The 24,011-nt window shown below is 62.7% G+C and carries 24 protein-coding genes; 9 read left to right on the top strand and 15 right to left on the bottom strand.

The features are described from left to right. Positions 1 to 210 precede the first annotated feature (210 nt). The 4 genes from NKJ18_RS04785 to NKJ18_RS04770 form a co-directional block, all read right to left on the bottom strand. Positions 211 to 819, bottom strand: coding sequence for a transglutaminase-like cysteine peptidase (locus NKJ18_RS04785; protein WP_023681509.1), 609 nt, complete (start codon positions 817 to 819; stop codon positions 211 to 213). A 288-nt stretch (positions 820 to 1,107) separates the two neighbouring features. Further along, a complete protein-coding gene (locus NKJ18_RS04780; RefSeq protein WP_023667501.1) occupies positions 1,108 to 1,725 on the bottom strand; it encodes a PilZ domain-containing protein in 618 nt (205 codons plus the stop codon). 124 nt (positions 1,726 to 1,849) lie between these two features. Next, the gene (locus tag NKJ18_RS04775) at positions 1,850 to 2,488 is read right to left on the bottom strand and encodes a PAS domain-containing protein (RefSeq protein WP_023681508.1); all 639 of its coding nucleotides are present in this window, start codon (positions 2,486 to 2,488) and stop codon (positions 1,850 to 1,852) included. 118 nt (positions 2,489 to 2,606) lie between these two features. Beyond that, positions 2,607 to 2,846, bottom strand: coding sequence for a hypothetical protein (locus NKJ18_RS04770; protein ID WP_155927147.1), 240 nt, complete (start codon positions 2,844 to 2,846; stop codon positions 2,607 to 2,609). Positions 2,847 to 2,888: 42 nt separating this feature from the next. Between NKJ18_RS04770 and NKJ18_RS04765 the strand changes: the two genes are divergently transcribed. The 4 genes from NKJ18_RS04765 (at position 2,889) to NKJ18_RS04750 (ending at position 6,421) form a co-directional block, all read left to right on the top strand. Next, the gene (locus NKJ18_RS04765; protein WP_352757897.1) at positions 2,889 to 3,656 is read left to right on the top strand and encodes a rhomboid family intramembrane serine protease; all 768 of its coding nucleotides are present in this window, start codon (positions 2,889 to 2,891) and stop codon (positions 3,654 to 3,656) included. Positions 3,657 to 3,794: 138 nt separating this feature from the next. Continuing rightward, the gene (locus tag NKJ18_RS04760) at positions 3,795 to 4,226 is read left to right on the top strand and encodes a CBS domain-containing protein (protein ID WP_023667498.1); all 432 of its coding nucleotides are present in this window, start codon (positions 3,795 to 3,797) and stop codon (positions 4,224 to 4,226) included. A 202-nt stretch (positions 4,227 to 4,428) separates the two neighbouring features. Further along, on the top strand, positions 4,429 to 5,928 hold the full coding sequence (gene gatB / locus NKJ18_RS04755) for an Asp-tRNA(Asn)/Glu-tRNA(Gln) amidotransferase subunit GatB (RefSeq protein ID WP_023688375.1): 1,500 nt from the start codon (positions 4,429 to 4,431) through the stop codon (positions 5,926 to 5,928). A 4-nt stretch (positions 5,929 to 5,932) separates the two neighbouring features. Then, complete coding sequence (locus NKJ18_RS04750) at positions 5,933 to 6,421, top strand: GNAT family N-acetyltransferase (RefSeq protein WP_023738941.1); 489 nt, start codon at positions 5,933 to 5,935, stop codon at positions 6,419 to 6,421. Between the two features lie 16 nt (positions 6,422 to 6,437). Here the strand turns inward: NKJ18_RS04750 and NKJ18_RS04745 are convergent, their stop codons facing one another. From NKJ18_RS04745 to panB, 4 genes are all read right to left on the bottom strand, one after another. Continuing rightward, positions 6,438 to 7,838 carry an ArnT family glycosyltransferase gene (locus NKJ18_RS04745; RefSeq protein WP_050588894.1) on the bottom strand — a complete coding sequence of 467 codons (1,401 nt, stop codon included), beginning with the start codon at positions 7,836 to 7,838 and terminating at the stop codon, positions 6,438 to 6,440. 183 nt (positions 7,839 to 8,021) lie between these two features. Further along, complete coding sequence (locus NKJ18_RS04740) at positions 8,022 to 9,182, bottom strand: helix-turn-helix transcriptional regulator (RefSeq protein ID WP_352757896.1); 1,161 nt, start codon at positions 9,180 to 9,182, stop codon at positions 8,022 to 8,024. Between the two features lie 224 nt (positions 9,183 to 9,406). Continuing rightward, positions 9,407 to 10,264, bottom strand: a complete 858-nt coding sequence (panC, locus tag NKJ18_RS04735) for a pantoate--beta-alanine ligase (RefSeq protein ID WP_023828635.1) — start codon at positions 10,262 to 10,264, stop codon at positions 9,407 to 9,409. Between the two features lie 11 nt (positions 10,265 to 10,275). Further along, positions 10,276 to 11,106 carry a 3-methyl-2-oxobutanoate hydroxymethyltransferase gene (gene panB, locus NKJ18_RS04730; RefSeq protein WP_023828634.1) on the bottom strand — a complete coding sequence of 277 codons (831 nt, stop codon included), beginning with the start codon at positions 11,104 to 11,106 and terminating at the stop codon, positions 10,276 to 10,278. Between the two features lie 326 nt (positions 11,107 to 11,432). Between panB and NKJ18_RS04725 the strand changes: the two genes are divergently transcribed. The 3 genes from NKJ18_RS04725 (at position 11,433) to NKJ18_RS04715 (ending at position 12,957) form a co-directional block, all read left to right on the top strand. Further along, positions 11,433 to 11,831, top strand: coding sequence for an NADH:ubiquinone oxidoreductase subunit NDUFA12 (locus NKJ18_RS04725; protein ID WP_023667491.1), 399 nt, complete (start codon positions 11,433 to 11,435; stop codon positions 11,829 to 11,831). A gap of 115 nt (positions 11,832 to 11,946) precedes the next feature. Continuing rightward, the gene (locus NKJ18_RS04720) at positions 11,947 to 12,498 is read left to right on the top strand and encodes a DUF2155 domain-containing protein (RefSeq protein ID WP_023828633.1); all 552 of its coding nucleotides are present in this window, start codon (positions 11,947 to 11,949) and stop codon (positions 12,496 to 12,498) included. A gap of 75 nt (positions 12,499 to 12,573) precedes the next feature. Further along, positions 12,574 to 12,957 carry a hypothetical protein gene (locus tag NKJ18_RS04715; protein ID WP_023667489.1) on the top strand — a complete coding sequence of 128 codons (384 nt, stop codon included), beginning with the start codon at positions 12,574 to 12,576 and terminating at the stop codon, positions 12,955 to 12,957. A 42-nt stretch (positions 12,958 to 12,999) separates the two neighbouring features. Here the strand turns inward: NKJ18_RS04715 and aat are convergent, their stop codons facing one another. The 6 genes from aat to NKJ18_RS04685 all read right to left on the bottom strand — a co-directional run bounded on the left by aat (position 13,000) and on the right by NKJ18_RS04685 (position 18,325). Then, positions 13,000 to 13,617, bottom strand: coding sequence for a leucyl/phenylalanyl-tRNA--protein transferase (aat, locus tag NKJ18_RS04710; RefSeq protein WP_023681498.1), 618 nt, complete (start codon positions 13,615 to 13,617; stop codon positions 13,000 to 13,002). A 27-nt stretch (positions 13,618 to 13,644) separates the two neighbouring features. Then, positions 13,645 to 14,988 carry an acetyl-CoA carboxylase biotin carboxylase subunit gene (accC, locus tag NKJ18_RS04705; RefSeq protein ID WP_352757895.1) on the bottom strand — a complete coding sequence of 448 codons (1,344 nt, stop codon included), beginning with the start codon at positions 14,986 to 14,988 and terminating at the stop codon, positions 13,645 to 13,647. 10 nt (positions 14,989 to 14,998) lie between these two features. After that, positions 14,999 to 15,463, bottom strand: a complete 465-nt coding sequence (accB, locus tag NKJ18_RS04700; RefSeq protein ID WP_023681496.1) for an acetyl-CoA carboxylase biotin carboxyl carrier protein — start codon at positions 15,461 to 15,463, stop codon at positions 14,999 to 15,001. A gap of 26 nt (positions 15,464 to 15,489) precedes the next feature. Then, positions 15,490 to 15,924 carry a type II 3-dehydroquinate dehydratase gene (aroQ, locus tag NKJ18_RS04695; protein ID WP_023667485.1) on the bottom strand — a complete coding sequence of 145 codons (435 nt, stop codon included), beginning with the start codon at positions 15,922 to 15,924 and terminating at the stop codon, positions 15,490 to 15,492. A 150-nt stretch (positions 15,925 to 16,074) separates the two neighbouring features. Further along, positions 16,075 to 16,878 (bottom strand): DsbA family protein, encoded by an 804-nt coding sequence (locus NKJ18_RS04690; protein WP_023667484.1) that lies wholly within the window; start codon positions 16,876 to 16,878, stop codon positions 16,075 to 16,077. Positions 16,879 to 16,936: 58 nt separating this feature from the next. After that, the gene (locus NKJ18_RS04685) at positions 16,937 to 18,325 is read right to left on the bottom strand and encodes a M48 family metalloprotease (RefSeq protein WP_031249067.1); all 1,389 of its coding nucleotides are present in this window, start codon (positions 18,323 to 18,325) and stop codon (positions 16,937 to 16,939) included. Between the two features lie 176 nt (positions 18,326 to 18,501). Here NKJ18_RS04685 and NKJ18_RS04680 point away from each other — a divergent pair, with 176 nt between their 5' ends. After that, complete coding sequence (locus NKJ18_RS04680) at positions 18,502 to 19,674, top strand: pyridoxal phosphate-dependent aminotransferase (RefSeq protein WP_352757893.1); 1,173 nt, start codon at positions 18,502 to 18,504, stop codon at positions 19,672 to 19,674. After that, a complete protein-coding gene (locus NKJ18_RS04675; protein ID WP_023691223.1) occupies positions 19,661 to 20,590 on the top strand; it encodes a glutaminase in 930 nt (309 codons plus the stop codon). The genes NKJ18_RS04680 and NKJ18_RS04675 overlap by 14 nt, the downstream gene beginning before the upstream one ends. 93 nt (positions 20,591 to 20,683) lie before the next feature. Here NKJ18_RS04675 and NKJ18_RS04670 read toward each other — a convergent pair whose 3' ends face one another. Continuing rightward, positions 20,684 to 23,602, bottom strand: coding sequence for a ribonuclease E/G (locus tag NKJ18_RS04670; RefSeq protein WP_023691224.1), 2,919 nt, complete (start codon positions 23,600 to 23,602; stop codon positions 20,684 to 20,686). Between the last annotated feature and the right edge of the window lie 409 nt (positions 23,603 to 24,011).

Raw genomic sequence — 24,011 nt, 5'->3', positions numbered from 1 at the left:
ACGGCAGGTCAGCGCAGCAAAAATCGTTTCTCGCTTTCGCTGACGCGGTCCTTCGGCTCGGGATCATGGTCTGAAATGGTGGAGCCGGCCCGGGGACGGGGCCGGCTCCTTAAAACCCGGTCGTTGGGGACGGGGAGGGTGGGGACTCGACCGGGCTTTCTCGTTAGGCACGTCGCATTATTCGATGTGCTTGACCTCTGTGATGGCGTCCTAGCGGACGCTGGCAACCGCGTCGGCGCGGCCGTCGTTGATCGTCACCCACACGCCGGAATTCTGGTCGGACTGGCGCTTCAGGTATGTATAGTCGGTGTCGGTCCAGGACAGCACCTTGGACTCCAGATTGTCGAGGATGAACTCGCCGAGGCTGGTGCGCACGGTCAGCACCGCGTGGCCGTCGCCATTTTGTTGGCGCGCCACGGTCATCAAGAGATTGCCGGCGGGAACGCCGAGCGCCATCAATTCGCGGCGCTTCTCCAGCGCATAGTCCTCGCAGTCGCCGAAGCCGCTGTCGGGATAGGACCAGACCTCTTCCTTACCCCACATTTCCATATCGGTGCGCGGCACGATCCGGGTGTTGACCGAATTGTTGACGTCGACGATCGCCGCCCACAGCTTGCGGGTCAGTTCGACCGGTGCCTGCTTCGGCGTGCGCTGAGCGCACTCCTGCGGCAGCTTCTGGCAGAATTCGTAGTGACCGACCGGCTGTGTCGTGCGGCCGCCAGTGTGCATGTAGGCCGGTCCTGCTGCTTGCGCCGTTCCCCAAGCGGAAAGCTGCATCGCCATTGCCAAGAGCAACAGCTTGCCCCAAATCTTCGCCATTGGTCAGTCTCCCCGTTTGAGGAGACAATGACAGCGTTGGATTTATTTGACGCAAAAACCCGAAGTAGACATTGAGTAAAAGCTCAATAGAATACGCGTAAAATTTGACCTATTTTAAAATAAAATCGTTCAGGTCTCGGCGTAAAACCGCGGTGTCGGGGCGCGGATTTCCGGGTGGAGCCGTGGATTTGCTGCGTGCCGCTACAAGCTGGAGAGGCAGGCGGAACGCCGGCAACAAAAAACCGGCCGCGCAGGGCCGGTTCGTTTTTGCTGCCTGTTGCCGATCGTTCAGGCGCGCGGGGCGTTGAACTCGGAATCGAGCGTTTCCGGGCGTTGGATGACGGCGAATTCGATGGCGACGCCATCCTCGAAATGACGCACCACCTGGCCACGCATGGTGCCTAGCATCACCTGGATGCCGAGCGCCGGCTTGACGTCGATCTCGACCGCCGCGCCCGATAGCGACAGGTCGATGATGCGGCACTGATACTGGCGCCCATCGGTGAGCTGCAGCACGCTTGTCGGGTTGCGCGGCGCCACGCGTTCGTGGCGACGGTCTTCCGGCAGGTCGAGTTCATGCTTGTTGGCGAGCCAGGTCAACTGCGCGGCAAGCTTGTCCTTCTTGCGATCCGAGGCAATGACGGTCATGGCGAAGCCGTCCTGCGAGGTGCGCGTCACCACGCCCTCGATGCGGCCGATATGATCGATATAGGCAATGATTTTTTCGCCCGGCATGCCGACGCGCTCGGTGCGCAACGCGACATTGCCCGGTGACATATCGACGACCTGGCAAGGGTGTTCGGTGCGGTCCTCCAGCATGAAGCGCCCGTAGATCTTGACCCGGACGCGCTGAAAGTTACGCCTTTCGGCGCGGGACGGTGCGTATTCGACCGCCGCTGACCTCATGACTGCCTACACCCCGTTGGCATTCCCGCGTCGTGCGTGGAATCTCGGCCAAAACTACAGCCAAGCAGGTTAACAAAGGAGAAAAGTGGGTCGCCGATAGTTAAGATTAGCGCCGGCTTGGAGACTATTGCTCGCGCCCGCCGTCGAACACGACGAGGTGGCGGATACGGCGCGACCGACCGAGCGCCGAGATGGTCTCCGCCGCTTCGAGTTCGGTGGGAGCCAGCGAAGGAACGGATATTTCCGGACGGTTTTTCAGGAACATCGGTTCCTTGTCGGGAGCGATGACGCGGATGGCGTCGATCAGCGCGTCGGTGATCGGGTCGGCGCCCAGCCAGAACGGCTTTTCCACGGCGCTGATGACGCCGAGGCAGCGCGGGTTCTCGACGCCGCCATCGAGCGGCAGCGCAAGCAGTTCGAAGTGGTTGGACCGGCCGCTGCGGCTGAACCCCTCATAAGTGATCAGCACAACGGATTTCTGCTCGAAAACGCCATGAATGAGGCGCGACACCAGCCGCTGGTCCTTGTCACGCCAAAGCGAGGGGAACGAAAATCCCTTGAGCTCGCGGCCGTAGCCGGCGCAAAGCCTGGTGCCGGCGAGCCGGAACACCGCTTCGCCGCGCGTATCCCTTTCCAGGATGAAGGTGTCGGCCAAAAGCGCCTTGATGTCGGCCGGTTCGACTTCCGAACGCTTTGGGGCAGGACGTCCATGACGCAGGCGATTCCAATAATGGAACAGCGCGATTGATCCGTTCTGGTTCATGCTATTAAACTCCGCGCATTCTGCCGTCTGATGGTCCCATCGGTGAACAGAAAGGGCGCCCTCCGATGACCTACATGCGTTCCGGAGCAGGATGCGTGCCAGCGTCGTTAAGACTTGTTCACGGGTCGGGGGCGTTAAGGTTAACAAGTGGTTTACGTTGCGCGCGCAGGCTTGCCATGGCACACCAAAACCACTCCAGAAGCGGTCGTTTCGCGACGACCAACAGCACTTCGGTCAATAGTTTTAGGGGAGCAGGGGGCTCGACCAGCCGTTCAAGGGAAACCTTGGACGGCTTCTTTTTGATTCGCGGTTTGTGATTCGCGCTTTGTGATTCGTAGTTTGTGATTTGTCCGGGCATGGCCTAGATGCTCGCGACACGCAAATCCCTGGATCAGAGCATATGAGCGAACCGGCCGGCCCCCTGGAGACCGAACAGACCGCGGAGGCGCCGCCGCCGCGCCGCGAGCCGGTGTTCAACCTGCCACCGGCGGTGCTGGCGGTGATCGGCATCTGCGTTGCCGTCTTCCTGCTGCAGCAATATGTGCTGACCGAAGAGCAGCAGATAACATTGCTCACCGACGGCGCCTTCATTCCGGTCCTCTACACCGGCCAATACGGTTTCGACTGGTTCCTTTTCACCCGTCCTTTCACCTATGCCTTCATGCATGGTGGCGTTGCCCACATTGCCATCAACATGGTTGCGCTGGCCGCCTTCGGGTCGCCGCTGGCCAACCGTCTCGGCTGGTTCTGGTTCGCCTTGTTTTTCGCCGCCACCGGGCTGGCCGCGGTGGTGCTGTTCTGGGCGGTCCATCCATACGGCGAAGCACCGCTGGTCGGCGCTTCCGGGGCGATATCGGGCATGATGGGTGCGGCGGCTCGCTTCGGGTTCCGTACCGACCGCTCCTCCGGCAGGGCGGCCTTTGCCGGTCCCGTGCTGCCGATCGCAGTCGTTTTGCGCATGCGCGGCGTCGTCAATTTTCTCGGCGCCTGGATGGTCATCAATCTCGCCACCGGCCTTTACGGTCTCGGGCTCGGAGAACCCGGCCAGATCGCCTGGGAAGCGCACATTGGCGGCCTCGTCGCAGGCTTCTTCGGATTGCGCTGGTTCGACCGGCGCTGGCGGGCGCCTGAATGGGAGATCCCCGACGACCAGCGCCCCCCCCACTAGCGCACTCTATTGGCGCACCCCACTGGCACACCCCACTGGCACACTTGAAAAGCAACCGATCACGGCGCACGATGTTCACTCTTATGTGAAGCCGGTCAGGGCGGGAGCTGGCTAGCCAAGCAGGAGGAGGAGGACGCCATGACGGTTAAGGCAATTCTCGAGAGAAAAGGCCATGACGTGTTCACGCTCGGGCCGAATGTAAAGCTCAGCGAAGCCATTCGAATCCTGGCCGACCACAAGATCGGTGCACTGGTCATCACCAACGGCGATCGCAAGATCGTCGGCATCCTTTCCGAGCGTGACATCGTGCGGGTCGTTGCCAGGGAAGGCGCTGCCGCACTTGATATAACGGTACGCTCGGCGATGACGCCGAAAGTGAAGATCTGCAACGAGAACCACACGGTCAACGAGGTGATGGAGATCATGACCAAAGGCCGTTTCCGCCATCTGCCGGTGGAAAAGGATGGGCTGCTCGACGGGATCGTGTCGATCGGCGACGTGGTCAAGCGCCGCATCGAGGATGTCGAGCGCGAGGCCGACGAAATCAGGGCCTATATCGCAACGGCCTGACCTGACGAAGAAACCGCCGTCCGAATACCGGCCGGCGGCGTTCATTCTATCGGTTGCCGAGCGGCCGAAAGGGGCTGAAAAGGCCAGCCCACTGCTCTGCGCTGCTTTGGGCGCTTGTCTCGCGAAGCGGTTTGCACTAGCGAAGACCGATACCCAAATTCGCGAAAATCGCAGTTTTCGCGAGCCAAAAGCGCAGGCCACCATGACCCTTATCGATACCCGCACGCCCGATGCCAAACGTTTTATTCCCGGCGCTACCGGCGATTGGGAGATCATCATCGGCCTCGAGGTCCATGCGCAGGTAACCTCGGAAGCAAAGCTGTTTTCCGGGGCGTCGACGACTTTCGGCGCGGCGCCCAACGCCAATGTCAGCCTGGTCGACGCGGCCATGCCCGGCATGCTGCCGGTCATCAATGAGGAATGCGTCAAGCAGGCGATCCGCACCGGCCTCGGATTGAAGGCGCAGATCAACCACAAGTCGGTTTTCGACCGGAAAAACTATTTCTATCCCGACCTGCCGCAGGGCTACCAGATATCGCAGTTCAAGCAGCCGATCGTTGGCGAAGGCACGATCGTCATTTCGGTCGGTCCCGACCGGCAGGGCGAGTTCGAGGATATCGAGATCGGCATCGAGCGCCTGCACCTGGAGCAGGACGCCGGCAAGTCGATGCACGATCAGCATCCCACCATGTCCTATGTCGATCTCAACCGCTCCGGCGTGGCGCTGATGGAGATTGTCTCCAAGCCCGACATGCGCTCCGCCGACGAGGCCAAGGCGTATGTCACCAAGCTGCGCACCATCGTGCGCTATCTCGGCACTTGCGACGGCAACATGGACGAAGGTTCGATGCGCGCCGACGTCAACGTCTCCGTTCGCAAGCCCGGCGGCGAATTCGGTACGCGCTGTGAGATCAAGAACGTCAACTCGATCCGCTTCATCGGCCAGGCCATCGAGTTCGAGGCGCGCCGCCAGATCGCCATCCTCGAGGATGGCGGCAAGATCGACCAGGAAACCAGGCTGTTCGACGCCGTCAAAGGCGAGACGCGCTCGATGCGCAGCAAGGAAGAGGCGCATGACTACCGCTACTTCCCCGATCCCGACCTTTTGCCGCTGGAGTTCGACCAGGCCTATGTCGACGCGCTGGCCAAGGAGTTGCCGGAACTGCCCGACGACAAGAAGGCGCGCCTGATCTCCTCACTTGGCCTGTCGACATACGACGCCTCGATCCTGGTGTCGGAAAAGCCGATCGCCGACTATTTCGAGCAGGTGGCCTCGGGCCGCGACGGCAAGCTTGCCGCCAACTGGGTCATCAATGACCTGCTCGGCCAGCTTAACAAGGCCGGCAAGGGCATTGAAAATGCTCCTGTAACACCGGAGCAGCTCGGTGCCGTGATCGACCTGATCAAGGAAGGCACCATCTCCGGCAAGATCGCCAAGGATCTGTTCGAGATCGTCTGGAACGAGGGCGGCGATCCGCGCCAGTTGGTCGAAAGCCGCGGCATGAAGCAGGTCACCGACACCGGCGCCATCGAGAAAGCGGTCGACGAGGTGATCGCCGCCAACCCCGACAAGGTCGAGCAGGCTCGCGCCAAGCCGACCATGGCCGGCTGGTTCGTCGGCCAGGTGATGAAAGCCACCGGCGGCAAGGCCAACCCGCAGGCGGTCAACGATCTGGTCAAGGCCAAGCTCGGTATCGAATAGAACAATGTTCGTCCGCACCGCCAGCGAACGTGACCTTGCCGCTGTCCGCGCGCTGCTGGTCGAAACCTGGCACGCAACCTACGACGCGATCTATGGCGCCCAGCGGGTGATCGAAATTACCGACGACTGGCATTCGATCGCCTCGCTCAAGGCGCGGCTGACAAGGCCGAACTCGGAATTCCTGGTCGCCGATGACGGCAAGCGTATCGGCGGCATGGCTTTTGCCGCCGCAACGACGGATGCGAAGATCGTGCTGCTGAACCAGCTCTATGTACTGCCGGCCTGCCAGCGGCAAGGCATCGGCCAGGCCTTGCTGGACGAGGTCGAAGCCAGCTTTCCCGAGACGAACAGGTTGCGCGTCGAGGTGGAAGAGGCCAACGTGCCGGCCATCGCCTTCTACCGTTCGAAGGGATTTTTGCCGGTCGGCAGCACCGCCGATTGCGGCGGCGGTTCGGGGTTGCCGGCGCTGATCTTCGAGAAACCGCTGGGATAGGCGCCCGACGAAACGCTCAGTGCTGTCCTTTCAGCACGACCAGATAGCCGCGTTCCACCGGCTGCCGGAAGGCGATCTGTTCGGATGTGCCCGGATCTTTCGATTGCTTTTCGATGACGTAGCCGCCGGGGTGAGACTTGAGCCATTCCTCAGGCTTGTCGGCGTTCTCGAATGGCTTCTCTATTCGCCCAAGGAAACCGACCTCGCCCTGATAGTCGTAAGCGACGGCCCAGTCGGCGTCCTTTCGTTCGTCGATGAAGCTCGCCAGCTGCGTGAGATCGTAGCGTTTGAACACGGTCGCCGAGGCGGCGGCGTGGCCGATGGCGAAAAGGGCAAGCATGACAAAGGCCGTCGCCCTCAGCCTGGCGACTGAAATCTCGGCCATGAAATAGCCCAGCAGAATGGTCGCGAACGGTAGTGCCGGCACGACATAGTGCGGCTGCTTGCCGGATATGGCGCTGAAGACCAGCAGCACCGCAATGAACGAGAACGACAGCAGGCGCAGGGCACGCAGATCCGGGGATTTGGTGTCGATCAGGCTGCGTATCCGGGCAACCGGCCTCAGCCGCCACACCGGGGGGATAAAGGCCCAGGGCACGAACATGAGCGGCAACAGCATCAGGTAAAAGTAAAACGGCCGGCCATGCGAATTGTGCAGGCTTCCGGTAACCCGACCTGCCGACTGGTTCCAGACGAGATCGTAGACGAAACTGCCCTTGGTCAGGATGGTCGCGGGCGCCAGCCATATAGCGACCGGGGCAAGGGCGGCGAGAATTGCCAGGCCGGCTCCGGCAAAGAACTGCAAAGGGGCAAGGCCGGCTCGCCGGTCACGCCAGAGGGGATAGAGCAGGACGGGCGCGCCGATGTGAATGAGCACGACCGGGCCTTTGGCCAGCACGCCGAGCCCGATGAAGAGACCCGCCAGCACCGCCTGCCAGCGGTTGCCGGTCCTGGCGAAGCCCAGCAACGCCAGCAGTGCGGCGACCACACAGGCCGTCAAAAGCATGTCGAACAGGATCAGGGTCGAATAGATGACAAAGACGGTGCTGCCGGCCACCAGCCAGGGGATGCGACTGGCGATTTCCGGGCGCTCGGGAAACAGGGTTTTGGCCAGAAGTGTCGTCAGCCAGATGACCAGCGACGAGGCAGCGAAGATGACGAGCATCGCCGCCGCGCGGCTCACACCGAAGATGTTCCAGACGAGATCGATGAGCCAGAACAACAGCGGCGGCTTCTGCAGATAGGGCGCAAAGTTCATCGTCGGTACGAAGACATGTCCACCGAGATACATCTCCCAGGCGACGCTGAGATAACGCGTCTCGTCGACCGGCAGTAGCGGACGGAAAGCGAGCGCGATGCAAAGCAGGGCCAGCAGGAAGAGGTAAGGCAGCAGCCGTTCAATTCGTGTCGGTATCAAGTTCGGGGACCGCCCAGGAAATGGTTTTCCACGTCCGGTCGTGCACGATGCACCGTCTCCGGACCGGAGCAGAACCGCACCATGATTTTGGCCGAATTGCAACGATGCCGGCTTGGTATTGTGGATTACGCCTGCGTACCGGCAAATAGTTGAAAAATTTGATGATTGGCTCCGAGTATGGCTTCAGGCCGAGCGCAGCGGCGGCGTCAATTCGCGCATCAGGAGTTCCAGCTCTCGCTGGTCGCCGGTGGCGGTCTTGTCGAAGATGGTTGCCAGCTGTGATTTGACGGTGCCGTCCGAGACGCCGCTGGCAGCCGCGATTTCACGCCGTGTCAGCCCGGCGGCGACATGGCCGGCGACACGCTTTTCCGCTGCGGTCAGTCCGAACAGCGCAGCGATCGCTTCCAGCGCCGGCACTGATGCGGCGCCGGCGGCGGCAATGAAGATGGCCGCGGCGGCGCGCGGCGACATGCGGGCCGAAATGTCGCGTCGCGCCAGAGGCATGACATGCGCCACCGCCGGAGACATGGCCTTCACCAGCGGAATGTTGATGCCGGACGGTCCGAGCGCGAATTCGTCGCGCGTGCCGAGCTGGACGGCGCGACCGATGGCGGTGTTGGCGTTGGCATAAGCGAAGGACAGCTGGCCGCGCACCGAGGACACTGAGGCGGTTTCGGTGAGCAGGGCTTCGGCTGCCGGATTGGCGAAAATGATCTGCATATCGTCGGCGACGATCAGCACTGGATGGTCGAGGCTCTCAAGGATCGAGCGAAAGATGTCGGCCTTGCGCCGCTCGGCCTCGAACAGGTCGCCGATGGTCACCGCACGCCGGACATGGGGGGCCAGCCTGGACATCAGGTCGATATCCCTGGCTGAAATCTGGGGCCTGTCCTTGTCGGTAACCACCATCAGCGTGCCGGTGCGCGCCGGCTGCTTCATCAGCGCTACCCAGAAGAAATCGTCGAGACGGTTGGGTTCCACCCACTCGCGCACGATGCGGCTTTCGAGCCAGTTCTGGCGGGCGTCGGGGCCTTGCAGGGCGTAGACGCTATCGACGGTGAACGGCATGTCGATTTCCATCTTCGGCACCGCCTTGAAGAAGGGCACCTCGCAGGCGTAGTCGCGCTGCAGCGGCTCAAGCAGGACCGGATCGCCGCAGGAAGTCGAAAACCGGGCCGAGTTTCTCGCCGTATCGACGACCGCCAGCATGGCAAGCCGGCCGAGCGCCAATTTGCAGATTGATTCGAGCGTCGATGGCCAACGGCCGACATCGGCAATCGAATCGTAAATCGCTTCGACGATCTGCGGCAGGGCGCGACCGAATACGTTGGCTTGGACAGACACGTAGAGCCTCGTAAGTATTGCAGCGTAGTGGCAGGTAACACACTGTCTCTGCGTGGGGTCGCACACAACATAGCCGGCTTGGTTAAGTCTGTGAAACGTCTCACAGCGGCGTTCGGTGTATTGTGAGCGCTTACGGGCTGGCCAGAACGTGCCTGATGAGCCGTTGTCTAAGAGCGCTCGGGCCGGTCTGCGATACAAATCAAAGTGAACGGAATTGGAATTTTTCAGGGAATAAATGAGGAAACTTCCACATTGTCGATCAACCTGGTTCTGCCAAGCCACGCTGCGGCAAGCAGGCGGCCATCGCCGTCACGCCGCCACGAGGTGAGCGTCAGGCTCTCGCGTGCGGCGACGTAGTCGACGCTGTCGAAGCCTGCCTCGAGAAGCGCGGCAGTGGCTTTACCGGTAACGCCGTTTTCATCGGCACCGGCCGCGAGCGCTGCCGCCGTCTGGCGCAAGATGACATTGAGCTGTCGCGCGACGTCGAGCTCGGCGGCGTCGAGATAGGCGTTGCGCGACGACATTGCCAGGCCATGCGCATCGCGCACGGTTGGCGCGCCGACGATGTCCACCGGCAAGTCGAGATCGCGGCAGAGCTTTCGGACGACGCAAAGCTGCTGGTAGTCTTTTTCGCCGAAGATGGCGTAGTCGGGCAGGGCTTGCAGAAAGAGCTTGGCCACGACCGTGGCGACGCCCTCGAAGAAGGTCGGCCTGAAATCCGATTCCAGGCCAGAAGACGGGCCGCCGACCGAAATCTTCGTCGCAAAGCCTGCCGGATACATCTCGGAAACCGTAGGCGTGAAGGCAAGCTGTGCGCCGGCCTCGGTCAGCCGGTCGAGATCGCGGGCCAGCTGACGCGGATACTTGTCGAGATCTTCAGTGGGGGCGAACTGGGCCGGGTTGACGAAGATCGAGACGACGCAGCGATCGGCCGTTGCGAGCGCGGCCCCGACCAGCGAGATATGGCCGTCATGCAAAGCGCCCATGGTCGGCACCATGGCGACGCTCAGGCCTTCGCGCCGCCATTCGCGGATCTGCGCGCGAAGGCCGGGCACGGTGTCGACGACGAGCGGCTGGCGGATGGGGGGCCGGTTCATGCCTTGTCCTTGTCGCTCGCGGCTGAAAAGACGTGGCCCGGCCCGGGGAAGGTGCGGCTGCGCACCTCCGCCGCATAACGCGCCGCGGCATCGGCGACCGCGCTGCGCAAATCGGAGTATTCCTTGACGAATTTCGGCACCCGGTCGACCGTCAGGCCGACCATGTCGTCGATGACCAGGATCTGGCCGTCGCAATCGCGGCTGGCGCCGATGCCGATGGTAGGAATGGTAATGTGCCGGGTGAGGTCGGCGGCAACGGTCTCGACCGTGCCTTCGATGACCAGCGAAAACGCGCCGGCCTTTGCGACCGCGTCGGCGTCGCGCATGAGCGCGGCCACATTCTCCGGGGTGCGGCCCTTGATCTTGTAGCCACCGTCCTTTTCCACCGATTGCGGCTGCAAGCCGATATGGCCCATCACTGGAATGCCGGCCGCGACGATTGCGGCGATCTGGAGGGCGACGTCGACGCCGCCTTCCAGCTTCACCGCCTGGCACCCGGTTTCCTCAGAGATGCGGCGCGCCGAGGCAAGGGCTTGCGCGGCCGAAGTCTCGTAGCTGCCGGCCGGCATATCGACCACCACGCAGGCCTTTGCCGAGCCGCGCATTACGGCCTGGCCATGGGCGATCATCATCTCCAGCGAGGCGCCGAGCGTGGTCTTGTGCCCATGCAGCACCATGGCAACGCTGTCGCCGACCAGGAGAAGGTCGACATGATCGTCGAGCAGGCGGGCGACGGGATAGGTGTAAGCGGTAAGGCATACGATCGGCACGCCGCCCTTGCGGGCGCGTATTGTCTCCGCACTGATCCTGGCGACAGCTAAGGCCATTCCTCACCTCCCGCAGCCGGCGTTGACTACAGCGCCGCGCGTCCCGTGGACGCGCAAAGGACGCTGTAGCACTTGGGTTTGCGCATGATCCTTTCCGAAAATCGATTTCGATTTTCGGGGTCATGCGGCAGCGCCGGGCGATGAGAGCTTTAGGAAGACGCAGCCGGCTTGGCAAGCGTCGGTTCGCAGGTGCGAAATGGATCGGCCAATGACCGAGCGTTTCGGCATGCCGTCAGTGCCGCAGGCGCCGCAAAACCCTTGCCTTCGCGGAGTCCTGACGCCATAAGCAGGAAGCAGGCACCGCCGTGCGCCCCGCGAGGATCTGAATGAAAACTTTCCTTCTGCAGTTTTTCACCTGGTGGAACCGCCAGACGCTGGGAACCCGTTTTCACACATGGCGCCACGGCAACAAGGTCGGCCAGGATGGGGCCGGCAACGTCTACTACGAAGGCGGCGTCGATTCGGAAGGCCGCACCCGCCGCTGGGTCATCTACGCCAATTATTCGGAGGCGTCGGCGATCCCTCCGGGCTGGCACGGCTGGATGCATCACCGCGTCGATGTGGCGCCGCCAAGCGACGACTATCGCCCGCGCGAATGGGAAAAGGCGCACGAGCCGAACCTGACGGGAACACCGGCGGCTTATCGCCCGAAGGGTTCCGTGCTCACCAATCAGCACCGTCCGCAGGTGACGGGCGACTACGATGCGTGGACGCCTGGTTCTTGACCGCCGGCCGGTCCTTTGTCGCCACAATTGGCGTTTAGCTGCTTGCTGATATGACAACGGCGAATAGCCTTGGGCGTGACAGAATCACCCGGGCCCAAACCACCGGTATCTCCGCATGAACATTTTCAGCCTGACATCGATGGCCGGACTGGCGGCAATTGGCGCTGTCGCCATGTTCCCGACAGCGTTTGCCGCGGCGCAGGCGCCTGCGGCAGCACCGGCAATCTCCGATCGCATCACCAATCCGGTCGCCGAATTTGCCGGCATCGACAAGATCACCGGCCGTATCATCACCTTCGATGTCTACATCGACGAAACCGTGCAGTTCGGCGCTTTGCAGGTGACGCCGCGCATCTGCTATTCGCGGCCGGAGAATGAAGAGCCGAAGACCGATTCCTTCGTCGAAGTCGACGAGATCACGCTCGACCGCAAGATCCGCCGCATCTTCACCGGCTGGATGTTCGCCGAGAGCCCCGGCCTAAACGCCGTCGAGCACGCCGTCTATGACGTCTGGCTAAAGGGCTGCAAGCAGAAGTCGGATGTGCCGCCGCCCGACGCGGCCAGTGCCGAGACGCCCAAGGTCGACGCGTCCAAGCCAAAGCCCGCCGCTGCTCCGGCCGCCGAACAGCCAGACCCCACGGAACCTGACGCGACCAACACCAACTGATCCTCCGGAACCGTGGTGGCAACTATGCGTTGGGCCATGGACGATGACGCATTTATGCGCTTGGAGGATATTCTGATGTCGGACAGCAAACGGATCACGGCCAGCAAAGACGACCTGCTCGAACTCGAAAAGGGGTTCTGGACGGGCGACGAAGCTTACTACGCCGCCAATGTCGACACAGAATGCCTGGTGGCATTTCCTGAGATGGCACAGGCAATGGACAATGCCGATCTGGCCAAGACAGCGACCAAGCCCAACCGCTGGCGCGACCTTCAGATCGACCTCAAGGGTATCATCGAGCCCGGCAGCGACATTATCATGCTGACCTATGAGGCTCATGCGACACGGGAAAACGGCGAGCCCTACGCGGCGCTGGTCAGCACTGGCTATGTCCACCGTGTCAACGGCTGGAAGATGATGTTCCATTCGCAGACGCCGATGGAAACCGCGAAGGGCTGACCCCTTTCACCGGTCGAGCCGGCTCGGCCGCTCGGTCTCCGATCAGGGATAAAAAACGGCTTCGCCCTTCAGCGCGTCGGCCAACATCTTCTCGTATTTGACGCGCGGCACGTCGACCGCGCCGAAGCGTTTGAGATGCTCAGTGGTGAATTGCGTGTCGAGCAGGGCAAAGCCGCGCGCCTTCAGCCGCTCGACCAGATGATACAGGCAGGTCTTGGACGCGTCGGTTTCCCGGGCGAACATGCTTTCGCCGAAGAACACGCGACCGAGCGAGACGCCATAGAGGCCGCCGACCAGCCGTTCCTCGCGCCATGCCTCGACCGAATGGCAGTGCCCCAGACGGTGCAGTTCGATATAGGCTTCGCGGATCGGCGCGTTGATCCAGGTCGAGCGGCGCTCCTCGCGCTTTTCGGCGCAGCCGTCGATCGTCGCCTCGAAATCGAAATCGAAGCGGATGTCGAACGGGTGCTTGCGAATTGTCTTCCGCAAGCTCTTCGGCGTGTGGAAGCCATCGAGCGGTATGATGCCGCGCGTCTCCGGCCGCACCCAGAACACTTCCGGGTCGGAAGCGCTCTCGGCCATCGGGAAGACGCCCGAGGCATAGGCCTTGAGCAACAGGTCGGTCGGAATGCGATAGCCGGGAGCGTAAGGACGGGTCATCGCGGCATCATAGCGGCAAGTCGGGCGCTATTCCTCTTTGGCCAGATACTTTTCCAGCCAGTGGATGTCGTAGTCGCCATTGGCGATATCGGCATTGCCGACCAGGTCGCGAAACAGCGGCAGCGTCGTCTTGATGCCGTCGACGACGAACTCGTCGAGCGCCCGGCGCAGCCGCATCATGCATTCGACGCGGTTGCGGCCGTGCACGATCAGCTTGCCGATCAGGCTGTCATAATAGGGCGGGATCTTGTAGCCGGAATAGACACCGGAATCGACGCGGATGCCGAGACCGCCAGGCGTATGGAAATGCGTAATCGTGCCGGGCGAAGGCGTGAAGGTGCGCGGGTCCTCGGCATTAATGCGGCATTCTATGGCGTGGCCGTTGAACTTGATGTCCTCCTGGCGCACCGAAAGCCCGCCGCCGGAGGCGACGCGGATCTGTTCGTGGACGAGATCGATGCCGGTGATCGCCTCCGTTACCGGATGCTCGACCTGCAGCCGCGTGTTCATCTCGATGAAGTAGAACTCGCCATTCTCGTACAGGAATTCGATGGTGCCTGCGCCGGAGTAGCCGAGGTCGGCGATGGCCTTGGCACAGATATTGCCGATGCGGGCGCGCTCCTCGGCGTTGAGGGCCGGCGAGGGCGCCTCTTCCCAGACTTTCTGGTGGCGGCGTTGCAGCGAACAGTCGCGCTCGCCGAAATGCACGCCGCGGCCGGCGCCGTCGCCGAATACCTGCACCTCGATGTGGCGCGGCTTTTCCAGGTATTTCTCGATGTAGACGGCATCGTCGCCGAAGGCGGCTCCCGCTTCCGTGCTCGCTGTCTGCAAGGCGATCTCAAGGTCAGCCTCGGTAAGGGCGACCTTCATACCGCGCCCGCCACCGCCTGCCGATGCCTTGATGATCACGGGATAGCCGATCTCGGCGGCAACGCGCCTAGCTTCCTTTTGATCGGTGACGGCGCCGTCGGAGCCCGGCACAACCGGAATGCCGAGCCGCTTTGCGGTGCGCTTGGCCTCGATCTTGTCGCCCATGATGCGGATGTGGTCGCCCGACGGGCCGATGAAGGTGATGTTGTGGGCGGCGAGAATGTCGGCGAACTTGGCGTTTTCCGACAGGAAGCCATAGCCCGGATGCACGGCATCGGCGCCTGTGATCTCGCAGGCTGCGACGATCTGGTGGATGTTGAGATAGCTGTCGCGCGACGGCGGCGGACCGATGCACACGCTTTCGTCGGCGAGCCTGACATGCATGGCGTCAGCGTCGGCGGTCGAATGCACGACCACGGTCTGGATGCCGAGTTCCTTGCAGGCGCGCAGCACCCGAAGCGCGATTTCGCCGCGGTTGGCGATGAGGATCTTCTGGAACATCCGGCCCGCTCTACTCGATCACGACGAGCGGCATGCCGTACTCGACCGGCTGGCCGTCCTCGAACAGGATCGCCGTCACCGTGCCGGCGCGCGGCGAAGGGATCTGGTTCATCGTCTTCATCGCTTCGATGATCAGCAGCGTCTGGCCTTCCTTGACCTTCTGGCCGACTTCGATGAAGGCCTTGGCGTCGGGCGAGGGCGCGAGATAGGCGGTGCCGACCATCGGCGAGGGGACCGCGTTCTTGGACGGATCGGCCACTGCTGGTGCGGCAGCCGCGCCGGCCGCGGGCTGCTGCGCTGCCGGAGCATAACCGGCCTGCGGTGCGGCGATGGCGTGGACGGCCGGCGCCTGGCGCGATACGCGCACCTTCAGGTCGCCGAGCTCGACTTCGATCTCGGTGAGATTGGTGTCGTTCAGTATGCCCGCCAGATCGCGGATCAGTTGCTGGTCAACACCGGTCTTCTTTATCGACATTTTCGAGCCTTCTGTTTGTGGGCCGGTCATAGGCGTGCCGCCAGCGCCTGCAGCGCCAGCGAGTAGCCAAGCGGCCCGAACCCGCAGATCATGCCGACAGCGACCGGCGCGACCATGGAGACGTGGCGGAATGGTTCCCGCGCGTGGATGTTGGAGAGGTGAACTTCGGCGACGGGCAGCGGCGCGACAGCGCGGATGGCGTCGTGAATGGCAATCGAGGTGTGGCTGTAGGCACCCGGATTGATGACGATGCCGGCTGCCTTGTCGCCGGCTTCCTGGATCCAGTCGACGAGGTCGCCCTCATGGTTCGACTGGCGAAAATCAATCTCGAGGCCAAGCGCGGCGCCCGCCTGCTTGCAGTCGTCGGCGATCGCGGCAAGCGTCTTGCCGCCATAGATGCCCGGCTCGCGCTTGCCGAGCGCGTTCAGGTTGGGGCCGTTCAGGACGAAAATCGTTTTCAAAAATGCCGACCTTTTCCGACGCCGGCCTCAAGCCGGCGCGCAGGGCCTTCTATAATGGGCATAGCCGCCCGCGGAAAGAGCACAAGTGCGATCTTTCACTGTCCACAACAGGCGGAAATGTGCCCGTGAGAAATAGGCTCGCGTGCAAGATCAGAGCGCGGCTTTCGCCGCCTCGATCTTTTCAGCCAGCACTTCCTGGCCGAGCGCCCCGAACACCACCTCATTGCCGACCACGTAGGAAGGCGTTCCGGTGATGGCCAGCTTGTTGGCGAGGTCGAAGGTCTTGGAGAAAGCCTCGGTGATGGTCGGATCCTTCATCTTCTCGCGCAATTTCGCCTCATCGGCGCCTAGCGACAGCGCAACCTTGATGGCCGCCGCCTCGGTGGCGCGGCCCTGGCCGCCGAGCAGGGCGTTGTGGAACTCGCCGTATTTCTCCGGATGCATCAGGTGGAAAGCCATCGAGACGACGCTGGCCTTTTGCGAATCCGGCCCGAGGATCGGGAATTCCTTGAGCACGAAGCGCAGTTCCGGATCGGCCTTTGTCAGAGCCTGCATGTCGTCGATGGCGCGTTTGCAGAAGCCGCAATTGTAGTCGTAGAATTCGACGATGGTGACCTTGCCCTTCGGATTGCCGACGACGCCGTCGAAGGTCGAGTTGAAAATCTCGGACTTGGCCTTCTCGATGACGCCGAGGCTGGCTATGCGCTGCTCTTCCTTCTGCTTGGCCTCGAGCGCCTCCTGCACTTCGAGCAGCACTTCGGGGTTCTTCAGGAGATAGTCGCGGATAATGCCCTCGACCTCAGTGCGATCGATCTTGGTGTCGGCAGAGGCGGTTTGCACGGTCTGCGCCGTGCCGGCCTTGGCGACCTGCGGACTGCCGGCGACGAACCCGAAAGCGAGCATGGCAAGAGCAGCCGCCACTCCCGTCGTGCCGAGCAATATTGCCTTGTTCATCGTCTCATCCTCTTTACCGGTTCCGGTCTATCCTAGTCGCCGCGGGCGACCGGAAGGTTCATTTCTTGAGTTTGCCTGAAGGGTTGTAGTTTATGATGTCCTGCGCGCGAATCCAGCCGGGTTCGCCACGCTTCAAGTCCTTTTGCGCGCGCATGGCGAAAATTTTCGCATTCGTGTAATCGCCGGAATAGAAATGGCCCTCGGCGGTGGCGAGTTCCGCCGCCGGAATGTTGCCAAGCTCGCCATAGGCCTGGGCGAGATAGCGGTATCCGACCGTGTTTTCCTTGTCGCGCCCGAGGCCGTTGTTGATCTGCACCACCGCCTTCTTCAGCGAATCGGGCGTGCCGATGGCCATCAGCGCCTGGCCGAGAGAAACGGGCAACAGGCCCGACCTCACCGGATCGAGGCTGACCGCCTTGGCATAGGCGTCCGCGGCGTCCTTGGGCTTGTTGGCCTTCATCAGTATGTCGCCGCGCATTTCCTGGAAGTAGGGGTTCTTCGGCTGTTCCTTGATCAGTGCATTGGCCTTGGTCAGCGCCGCGCCCAGATTGCCGTAGAGATAGGCCATCTGCGCTTCGCCATAGCGCGAGGCGAGGCTGCCCGGGGCCTTGCGGATCAGCCGCGTGGCCGCGGCCTGGCCGCCCATATAGGCGGCGATCTTGATGCGCATCATGTCGTGCCGCTGCTGCAGTGCCGGCGGATCGACCTTGTCGACATTGGGGCTCTGCTTGACCAGCACTTCGAGATTGGCGATGCGCTCCTGCGGCATCGGGTGGCTGATGCGGTAGGGATCGACCTGCGTGCCGGACAGCGACAGCGCGGTCTGGAAGCGGGCGAAGGTCTTCAGCATGCCCATGCCGGACTGGCCGGTGGCATTGAGATAGGTGATGGCAGAGCGGTCGGCGGTCGACTCTTCGGTGCGCTGGTAGGCAAGAATGCTGCGCTGCGCCATCTCGCCGCCGCCCGCGGCCACGCCCATGCCGGCGCCGGCAAGGCCGCGGCTGTTGGTGGTGGCGCCGGCAACGATGGCGCCGGCGCCAAGCAGCGTGGCGATGATGGCCATGGTCTTGGCGCGCTCGAGCTGGTCGCGTAATTTCTGCTGATGGCCGCCTGCGATGTGGCCGGCCTCATGGGCGATGACGCCGATGATCTCGTTGGGCGTTTCTGCCTGCATCAGCGCGCCGGTGTTGATGAACAGCCGGCGCCCGGTGACGAAGGCGTTGAAGCTCTGATCGTTGACCAGAACGATATCGACACCGTCATTGGCAAGACCGGCCGCCTTGAAGATCGGCCGCGCATAGTCGCGCACCAGCGCCTCGATCTCGGCATCGCGCACGACCGGCACCGCCTGCGCGAAGGCCGTCACCGAGCCGGTTACAGCGACGGCGGCGGCAAGCAAAAGCGTCGCAAAGCCGCGCGCTGTCTTCCTGATGGAAGATTTGGACATCGTTAATTTGGGTCGGCTCTGCATGAGGTCCACTGGTAAACGAGCGCGCGAACGATGAAAAGTCACGGCACCGAAACTAGGCGAACTTGTGATCCTCACATCAATCGGGCATTTGTGCGGCGCTGCCGCCGGTTGATGGCTTCGAGCGGCGGGCCGGACGGAAAGATTGAGGTCAAATGGTGGTTTCGCTGTCGCGCCGCGGTGAAGTCGAGCCGTTTCACGCCATGGACATTCTGGCCGAAGCCAACCGGCTGAAGGCGACGGGCGTGCCTGTCATGTCCATGGCCGTCGGCCAGCCATCCGATCCGGCGCCCGTGGGCGTGAGGGAAGCAGCCGCAAATGCGCTGAAGATCGGACGCATCGGCTATACCGACACGCTCGGTCTGGCGGATCTGCGTAAGGCGATCGCGACGCATTGTGGCGACCATTACGGGATCGATGTCGCGCCGAACCGGATCGCCGTGACCACGGGATCGTCGGCCGCCTTCAATCTGGCATTCCTGGCGATGTTCGATCCCGGCGACCGCGTCGCCATCGCAGCACCCGGCTATCCGGCCTACCGCAACATCATGGCCGCGCTCGGTATCCAGATCGTCGAGATCGAGCTCGGCAGCGACGCCTATCTTCATGCCGAACATTTGAAATCGGCGCACCGGGAAAAACCGCTGAAGGGCGTGTTGTTCGCCAGCCCGGCCAATCCGACAGGTGCGGTCATTCCCGTCGACGAGTTGTCGGCACTGGTGAGGACAGCCGAAGAACTCGGCATCGCGGTGATATCGGACGAAATTTATCACCGGCTGGCCTATGCCGCGCCCGACACCACGGCGCTGGCCCATGGCTCAGGCGTGACGGTGATCAATTCCTTCTCGAAATATTATTGCATGACCGGATGGCGCATCGGCTGGATGGTGCTGCCGGAAGCTCTGGTGAGGCCGATCGAGCGCATCGCCCAGAGCCTCTACATCTCGCCGCCGGAACTGTCGCAGATCGCGGCGATCGAAGCCTTCAGGGCGACGCAAGAGCTGGAAGCGGTAAAGGCGCGCTACGCCTGGAACCGCGAGCTGTTGATGCGGCGCCTGCCGGAACTCGGATTTCCCTTGGCGGCGCCGATGGACGGCGCCTTCTACGCTTTCTGCGATGTTACCCGGCATACCAATGACAGCATGGCCTTTGCGCGCAAGATGCTGGCCGGGGCGCATGTGGCGGCGACGCCCGGCCGCGATTTCGATCCACTTCAGGGCCACCGCACGATGCGCTTTTCCTATGCCGGCAGCCATGACGACATGGTCGAGGCGATGGCGCGCATCGAGCGCTGGCTGAAAAGCGGGGACGAGCATGCCGGATCTTGAACAAGCGCTGGCCGATGTCGCCGCCGAGATGGCCGAGCGCACCGATTGCGGTGACGTCGCCACCTACATTCCGCAGCTCGGCAAGGTCGATCCGAAGAAATTCGGCATTGCCGCCGTGACCAATGACGGCCGCGTGCTGGTCGCCGGCGACGCCGACCAGGCGTTTTCGATCCAGTCCATCTCCAAGGTGTTTACGCTTACGTTGGCGCTCGGCAATGTCGGCGACGCGCTGTGGCAGCGTGTCGGACGCGAGCCGTCGGGCAATCCGTTCAACTCGATCGTGCAACTCGAGCATGAGAACGGCATTCCGCGCAATCCGTTCATCAATGCCGGCGCCATCGTCGTGTCCGACATACTGCTTGCCGGCCACCAGCCGCGCGAGGCGATCGGCGAAATCCTGCGCTTCATCCAGTTCCTTGCCGATGACGAAACCATCATCATCGACCGCGAGGTCGCGGCTTCCGAACGCGCCACCGGCTATCGCAACTTCGCGCTTGCCAACTACATGAAATCCTTCGGCAATCTCAACCATGCACCGGAGCTGGCGCTGGGCGTGTACTTCCACCATTGCGCCATCGCCATGAGCTGCCGGCAATTGGCGCTGGCCGGCCGCTTCCTCGCCAATGGCGGCAGAAACCCGGCAACCGGGCACTCCGTGGTGTCTGCCGAGCGGGCGCGGCGCATCGGCGCCATGATGCTGACCTGCGGCCACTATGACGGTTCCGGCGATTTCGCCTTCCGTGTCGGCATTCCCGGCAAAAGCGGCGTCGGCGGTGGCATATTGGGGATCGTGCCGGGTGTTGCTTCGCTCGCCGTATGGTCGCCGGGCTTGAACGCCAACGGCAATTCCAAGCTGGGGTCGATCGCCTTGGAAAAACTGGCCAGGATGATGAACTGGTCGATTTTCGCCCCCTGACGCCTTCCGTCATTCGCGCATGCAAAAATCCCGCGCCGTGGTTTGAACGGCGCGGGATTTTTGTCAGGAACCTATTTTAATCGGCTGAATAGCTTAGAAAAAGCCCTTCCGCTGCCACCAGCCGGCGCGCTTCGGCTTTTCCTCGGCCTTTGCCTCGTCGGCAACGCTGGAGGAAACCACCGGCACCGCGGAGGTATCCGCGGCCACGGCTTTGCGCCGTGACGGGCGAGCCTTGGCGGGCTCGTCGTCGACGGTCGTTTCCGTGGCGGCATCGGCCGCAGCGGGGGCGGCAGCTTCGACGGCAGCTTCCGGTGCAGCCTCGGCCGCCGTCTCATCGGCGACTTCCACCACAGCCTTCTTTGCCCTTGAAGCGCGCTTCTTCTTCGGCTTTTCGGCTGGAGCGTCGTCGTTCGCCGCGGCGGGAGCCGCTGCTTCTTCAACCGCTACGGCTGCCACGGGCTCGCTTGCGGCCGTTCCGACTTCAGCGGCCTCGGCCACCGAGGCGGTTTCGCCGGCTTCGGTCTCCGTGCCGTCTTCGCGACGATTGCGCTTGCCGCCGCGCTTGCCGCGACGGCGCTTCTTGCCCTGGGCGTCATCTGATGCTTCCACCGTTTCGACGGCGCCAACCTGGGCTTCGTCTTGCTGTGTTGCATCGTCATCGCCTGGTTCAGCGGCAAAGTCGTCGCTTGCCGCCGAAACCGAAGCACCTTCGGCGCCATGCTCGCGATCGCCATGTTCGCGTTCGCGATCCTTGCCGCCGCGCCGCCTGCGGCGCTTGCGACGCTTGCGATCGCGGCCTTCGCCGTCCTCAGCCGATCTCGGCTGCTGCTGCTGCGACTGCGGCTGCGCCTGACGCGGCTGCTCTGCCTGTACCACAACCTCGTCGTCTTCCTCCTCGATGACGATCTCGTCCTCGGGCTCTTCCGGCTCGACATAGGCCGGGAAGGTTCGCGCTTCGACAAAGCCTTCCGGCTTTTCGGCAATGGCGCCGCGGAAGATCGCGTAGTGCTGCACACCGACCGTATCATCGGCCTCGACGGTGATGGTCAGGCCAAAGCGGCTTTCGAGTTCCACCAGCGTGCCGCGCTTGTGGTTGAGCACATAGAGAGCGGTCGCCGCCGGGGTCCGCACCGTGATGTGGCTGCGCGAATCCTTGAGCAGGAATTCCTCGATCGCCCGCACCACCATCAGCGCCACCGACGAATCGGAGCGCACATGGCCGGTGCCGCCGCAATGCGGGCAGGGCTTCATGGTCGATTCCAGCACGCTGGCGCGGATGCGCTGGCGAGACATCTCCATCAGGCCGAAATGCGAGATGCGGCCGACCTGGATGCGGGCTCGGTCGTTCTTGAGGTGATCCTTCAGCCGCTTCTCGACGGAGCGGTTGTTGCGGTTCTCCTCCATGTCGATGAAGTCGATGACGATCAGGCCGGCGAGATCGCGCAGCCTCAATTGCCTGGCGACTTCTTCCGCCGCTTCAAGGTTGGTGTGGAGAGCGGTGTCCTCGATCGAGTGCTCCTTGGTGGAGCGGCCCGAATTGACGTCGATGGCGACCAGCGCCTCGGTCTGGTTGATGATGATGTAGCCGCCGCTCTTCAGCGTCACCTGCGGCTGCAGCATGCGGTCGAGCTGCGCCTCGATGCCGTTGCGCACGAAGATCGGCGTCGTGTCGCGGAACGGCTGAACCACCTTGGCGTGGCTCGGCATCAGCATGCGCATGAAATCCTTGGCCTCGCGATAGCCTTCCTCGCCGGAGACAAGAATCTCGTCGATATCCTTGTTGTAGAGGTCGCGCACCGAGCGCTTGATCAGGCTGCCTTCCTCATAGACGAGGGCAGGGGCGGTGGATTGCAGCGTCAGGTTGCGGACGTTTTCCCAAAGCCGCATCAGATATTCGTAGTCGCGCTTGATTTCCGCCTTGGTGCGGCTTTCGCCGGCGGTGCGCAGGATGACGCCCATGCCCTGCGGCACTTCGAGATCGGCAACGACCTCCTTGAGGCGCTTGCGGTCGACCGCACTGGTGATCTTGCGCGAAATGCCGCCGCCGCGTGCGGTGTTGGGCATCAGCACGGAATAGCGGCCGGCAAGCGACAGATAGGTGGTGAGTGCAGCGCCCTTGTTGCCGCGCTCTTCCTTGACCACCTGCACCAGCAGGATCTGCCGGCGCTTGATGACTTCCTGAATCTTGTACTGGCGGCGCACCGGCTTGCGGCGGCTGCGCACCTCTTCCAGCGCATCCTCGGCGCCTACGGATTCGATCTCGTGGTCGTCCGGATGCGAGGACTGCACCTCTTCCAGCATGCCGCGATCATTGTCCTCGGAGGTGGCTTCGCCACTTGCCTCGCTGGACGACCTTTCGTCACCCGGCTCCGCCGCAGGGACAGCTTCGGAGATCACATCCGCTTCGACGCTTGCCGCGATCGATGTCGGGCCGCCTTCCGACGGTTCGGTCCCGGATGTCTCGGCGTCGGAGGCTTCGCTGTCGCCATGCCCGGCATGATCGTCATGCCCGGCGGTATTGGCCGCGGCATGCTCGGAAGCAGGCGCTTCGGAGACGGCATCGCTGCCGGCATCGCCATGTTCGCCGTTTTCATCATCGGCGCCGGCGTCGCGCTTGTGTTCGCCGCGCTCACGACCCTTGCCGCCGCGCCGGCGGCCGCGCCGGCCGCGATCGCGACTCTGGCGGTCGTCGCCGTCATTGTCCTCGTTCTCCTCGTCCTCGGCTTCCTGCGCTTCGGCGCGCAGCAAAGCCTGACGATCGGCGACCGGGATCTGGTAATAGTCGGGGTGAATTTCACTGAAGGCGAGGAAACCGTGACGGTTGCCGCCATATTCGACAAAGGCTGCCTGGAGGGAAGGTTCGACACGCGTTACGCGGGCGAGATAGATGTTTCCTTTGAGCTGCTTCTTGTCCTGAGATTCAAAGTCGAATTCTTCAATACGGTTACCGCGGATAACAACAACGCGTGTTTCCTCCGGGTGGGAGGCGTCTATCAGCATTTTGTTGGGCATTATTTCGTTTCCTCCCGGCAGCCGTCAGCCGCAGCTTGCGAGGCAAAGCCCGCTGCTGCGTGTCTGGGATGTGGGTGCCGGATGTCTGAATGTCCGCCGGACGCCGCTTGAGCGCCATGGCGGTGCCGCCCGCAGCCACAATGGCGCGGTTTGATGCGGACCTTTCCATGATTGCGCTTGAAGCCATCGTCACCAGCAGAACCTTTTGAACCAAAGCCCGGACGAACCGGACCAGCTTGTTTGCTCATACAGAGCCGGCACGGGAACAAACCCGGCCGTTTTCCTCACGCAGGCGATTCCCCCGCCACGGGCGCACACCTGCGAAATTCGTCGCGATCACCTGAAGCCTTTTCGCTGGAGCGAAAGGAGCCGCCTTTCATCTGACCTGTAGCAGGAAGCTGCGGGAGAA

It is taken from the genome of Mesorhizobium sp. M0217, from assembly GCF_040321955.1.
In the GTDB taxonomy this organism is placed as follows: Bacteria; Pseudomonadota; Alphaproteobacteria; order Rhizobiales; family Rhizobiaceae; genus Mesorhizobium.
Note: the sequence above shows the minus strand (reverse complement) of the source record. Positions and strands in the feature narration are given on the sequence as shown.

What these genes read in the sequence shown, in the direction of transcription:
- NKJ18_RS04680 (WP_352757893.1), top strand. Translation starts at nt 18,502, where the DNA reads ATGGTGGTTTCGCTGTCGCGCCGCGGTGAAGTCGAGCCGTTTCACGCC.
- aat (WP_023681498.1), bottom strand. Translation starts at nt 13,617, where the DNA reads ATGACCCGTCCTTACGCTCCCGGCTATCGCATTCCGACCGACCTGTTG.
- NKJ18_RS04770 (WP_155927147.1), bottom strand. Translation starts at nt 2,846, where the DNA reads ATGCCCGGACAAATCACAAACTACGAATCACAAAGCGCGAATCACAAA.
- NKJ18_RS04780 (WP_023667501.1), bottom strand. Translation starts at nt 1,725, where the DNA reads ATGAGGTCAGCGGCGGTCGAATACGCACCGTCCCGCGCCGAAAGGCGT.
- NKJ18_RS04750 (WP_023738941.1), top strand. Translation starts at nt 5,933, where the DNA reads ATGTTCGTCCGCACCGCCAGCGAACGTGACCTTGCCGCTGTCCGCGCG.
- NKJ18_RS04775 (WP_023681508.1), bottom strand. Translation starts at nt 2,488, where the DNA reads ATGAACCAGAACGGATCAATCGCGCTGTTCCATTATTGGAATCGCCTG.
- panB (WP_023828634.1), bottom strand. Translation starts at nt 11,106, where the DNA reads ATGGCCTTAGCTGTCGCCAGGATCAGTGCGGAGACAATACGCGCCCGC.
- NKJ18_RS04760 (WP_023667498.1), top strand. Translation starts at nt 3,795, where the DNA reads ATGACGGTTAAGGCAATTCTCGAGAGAAAAGGCCATGACGTGTTCACG.
- NKJ18_RS04690 (WP_023667484.1), bottom strand. Translation starts at nt 16,878, where the DNA reads ATGAACAAGGCAATATTGCTCGGCACGACGGGAGTGGCGGCTGCTCTT.
- NKJ18_RS04785 (WP_023681509.1), bottom strand. Translation starts at nt 819, where the DNA reads ATGGCGAAGATTTGGGGCAAGCTGTTGCTCTTGGCAATGGCGATGCAG.
- NKJ18_RS04715 (WP_023667489.1), top strand. Translation starts at nt 12,574, where the DNA reads ATGTCGGACAGCAAACGGATCACGGCCAGCAAAGACGACCTGCTCGAA.
- accC (WP_352757895.1), bottom strand. Translation starts at nt 14,988, where the DNA reads ATGTTCCAGAAGATCCTCATCGCCAACCGCGGCGAAATCGCGCTTCGG.
- NKJ18_RS04675 (WP_023691223.1), top strand. Translation starts at nt 19,661, where the DNA reads ATGCCGGATCTTGAACAAGCGCTGGCCGATGTCGCCGCCGAGATGGCC.
- NKJ18_RS04725 (WP_023667491.1), top strand. Translation starts at nt 11,433, where the DNA reads ATGAAAACTTTCCTTCTGCAGTTTTTCACCTGGTGGAACCGCCAGACG.
- NKJ18_RS04765 (WP_352757897.1), top strand. Translation starts at nt 2,889, where the DNA reads ATGAGCGAACCGGCCGGCCCCCTGGAGACCGAACAGACCGCGGAGGCG.
- NKJ18_RS04670 (WP_023691224.1), bottom strand. Translation starts at nt 23,602, where the DNA reads ATGCCCAACAAAATGCTGATAGACGCCTCCCACCCGGAGGAAACACGC.
- accB (WP_023681496.1), bottom strand. Translation starts at nt 15,463, where the DNA reads ATGTCGATAAAGAAGACCGGTGTTGACCAGCAACTGATCCGCGATCTG.
- NKJ18_RS04685 (WP_031249067.1), bottom strand. Translation starts at nt 18,325, where the DNA reads ATGTCCAAATCTTCCATCAGGAAGACAGCGCGCGGCTTTGCGACGCTT.
- gatB (WP_023688375.1), top strand. Translation starts at nt 4,429, where the DNA reads ATGACCCTTATCGATACCCGCACGCCCGATGCCAAACGTTTTATTCCC.
- NKJ18_RS04720 (WP_023828633.1), top strand. Translation starts at nt 11,947, where the DNA reads ATGAACATTTTCAGCCTGACATCGATGGCCGGACTGGCGGCAATTGGC.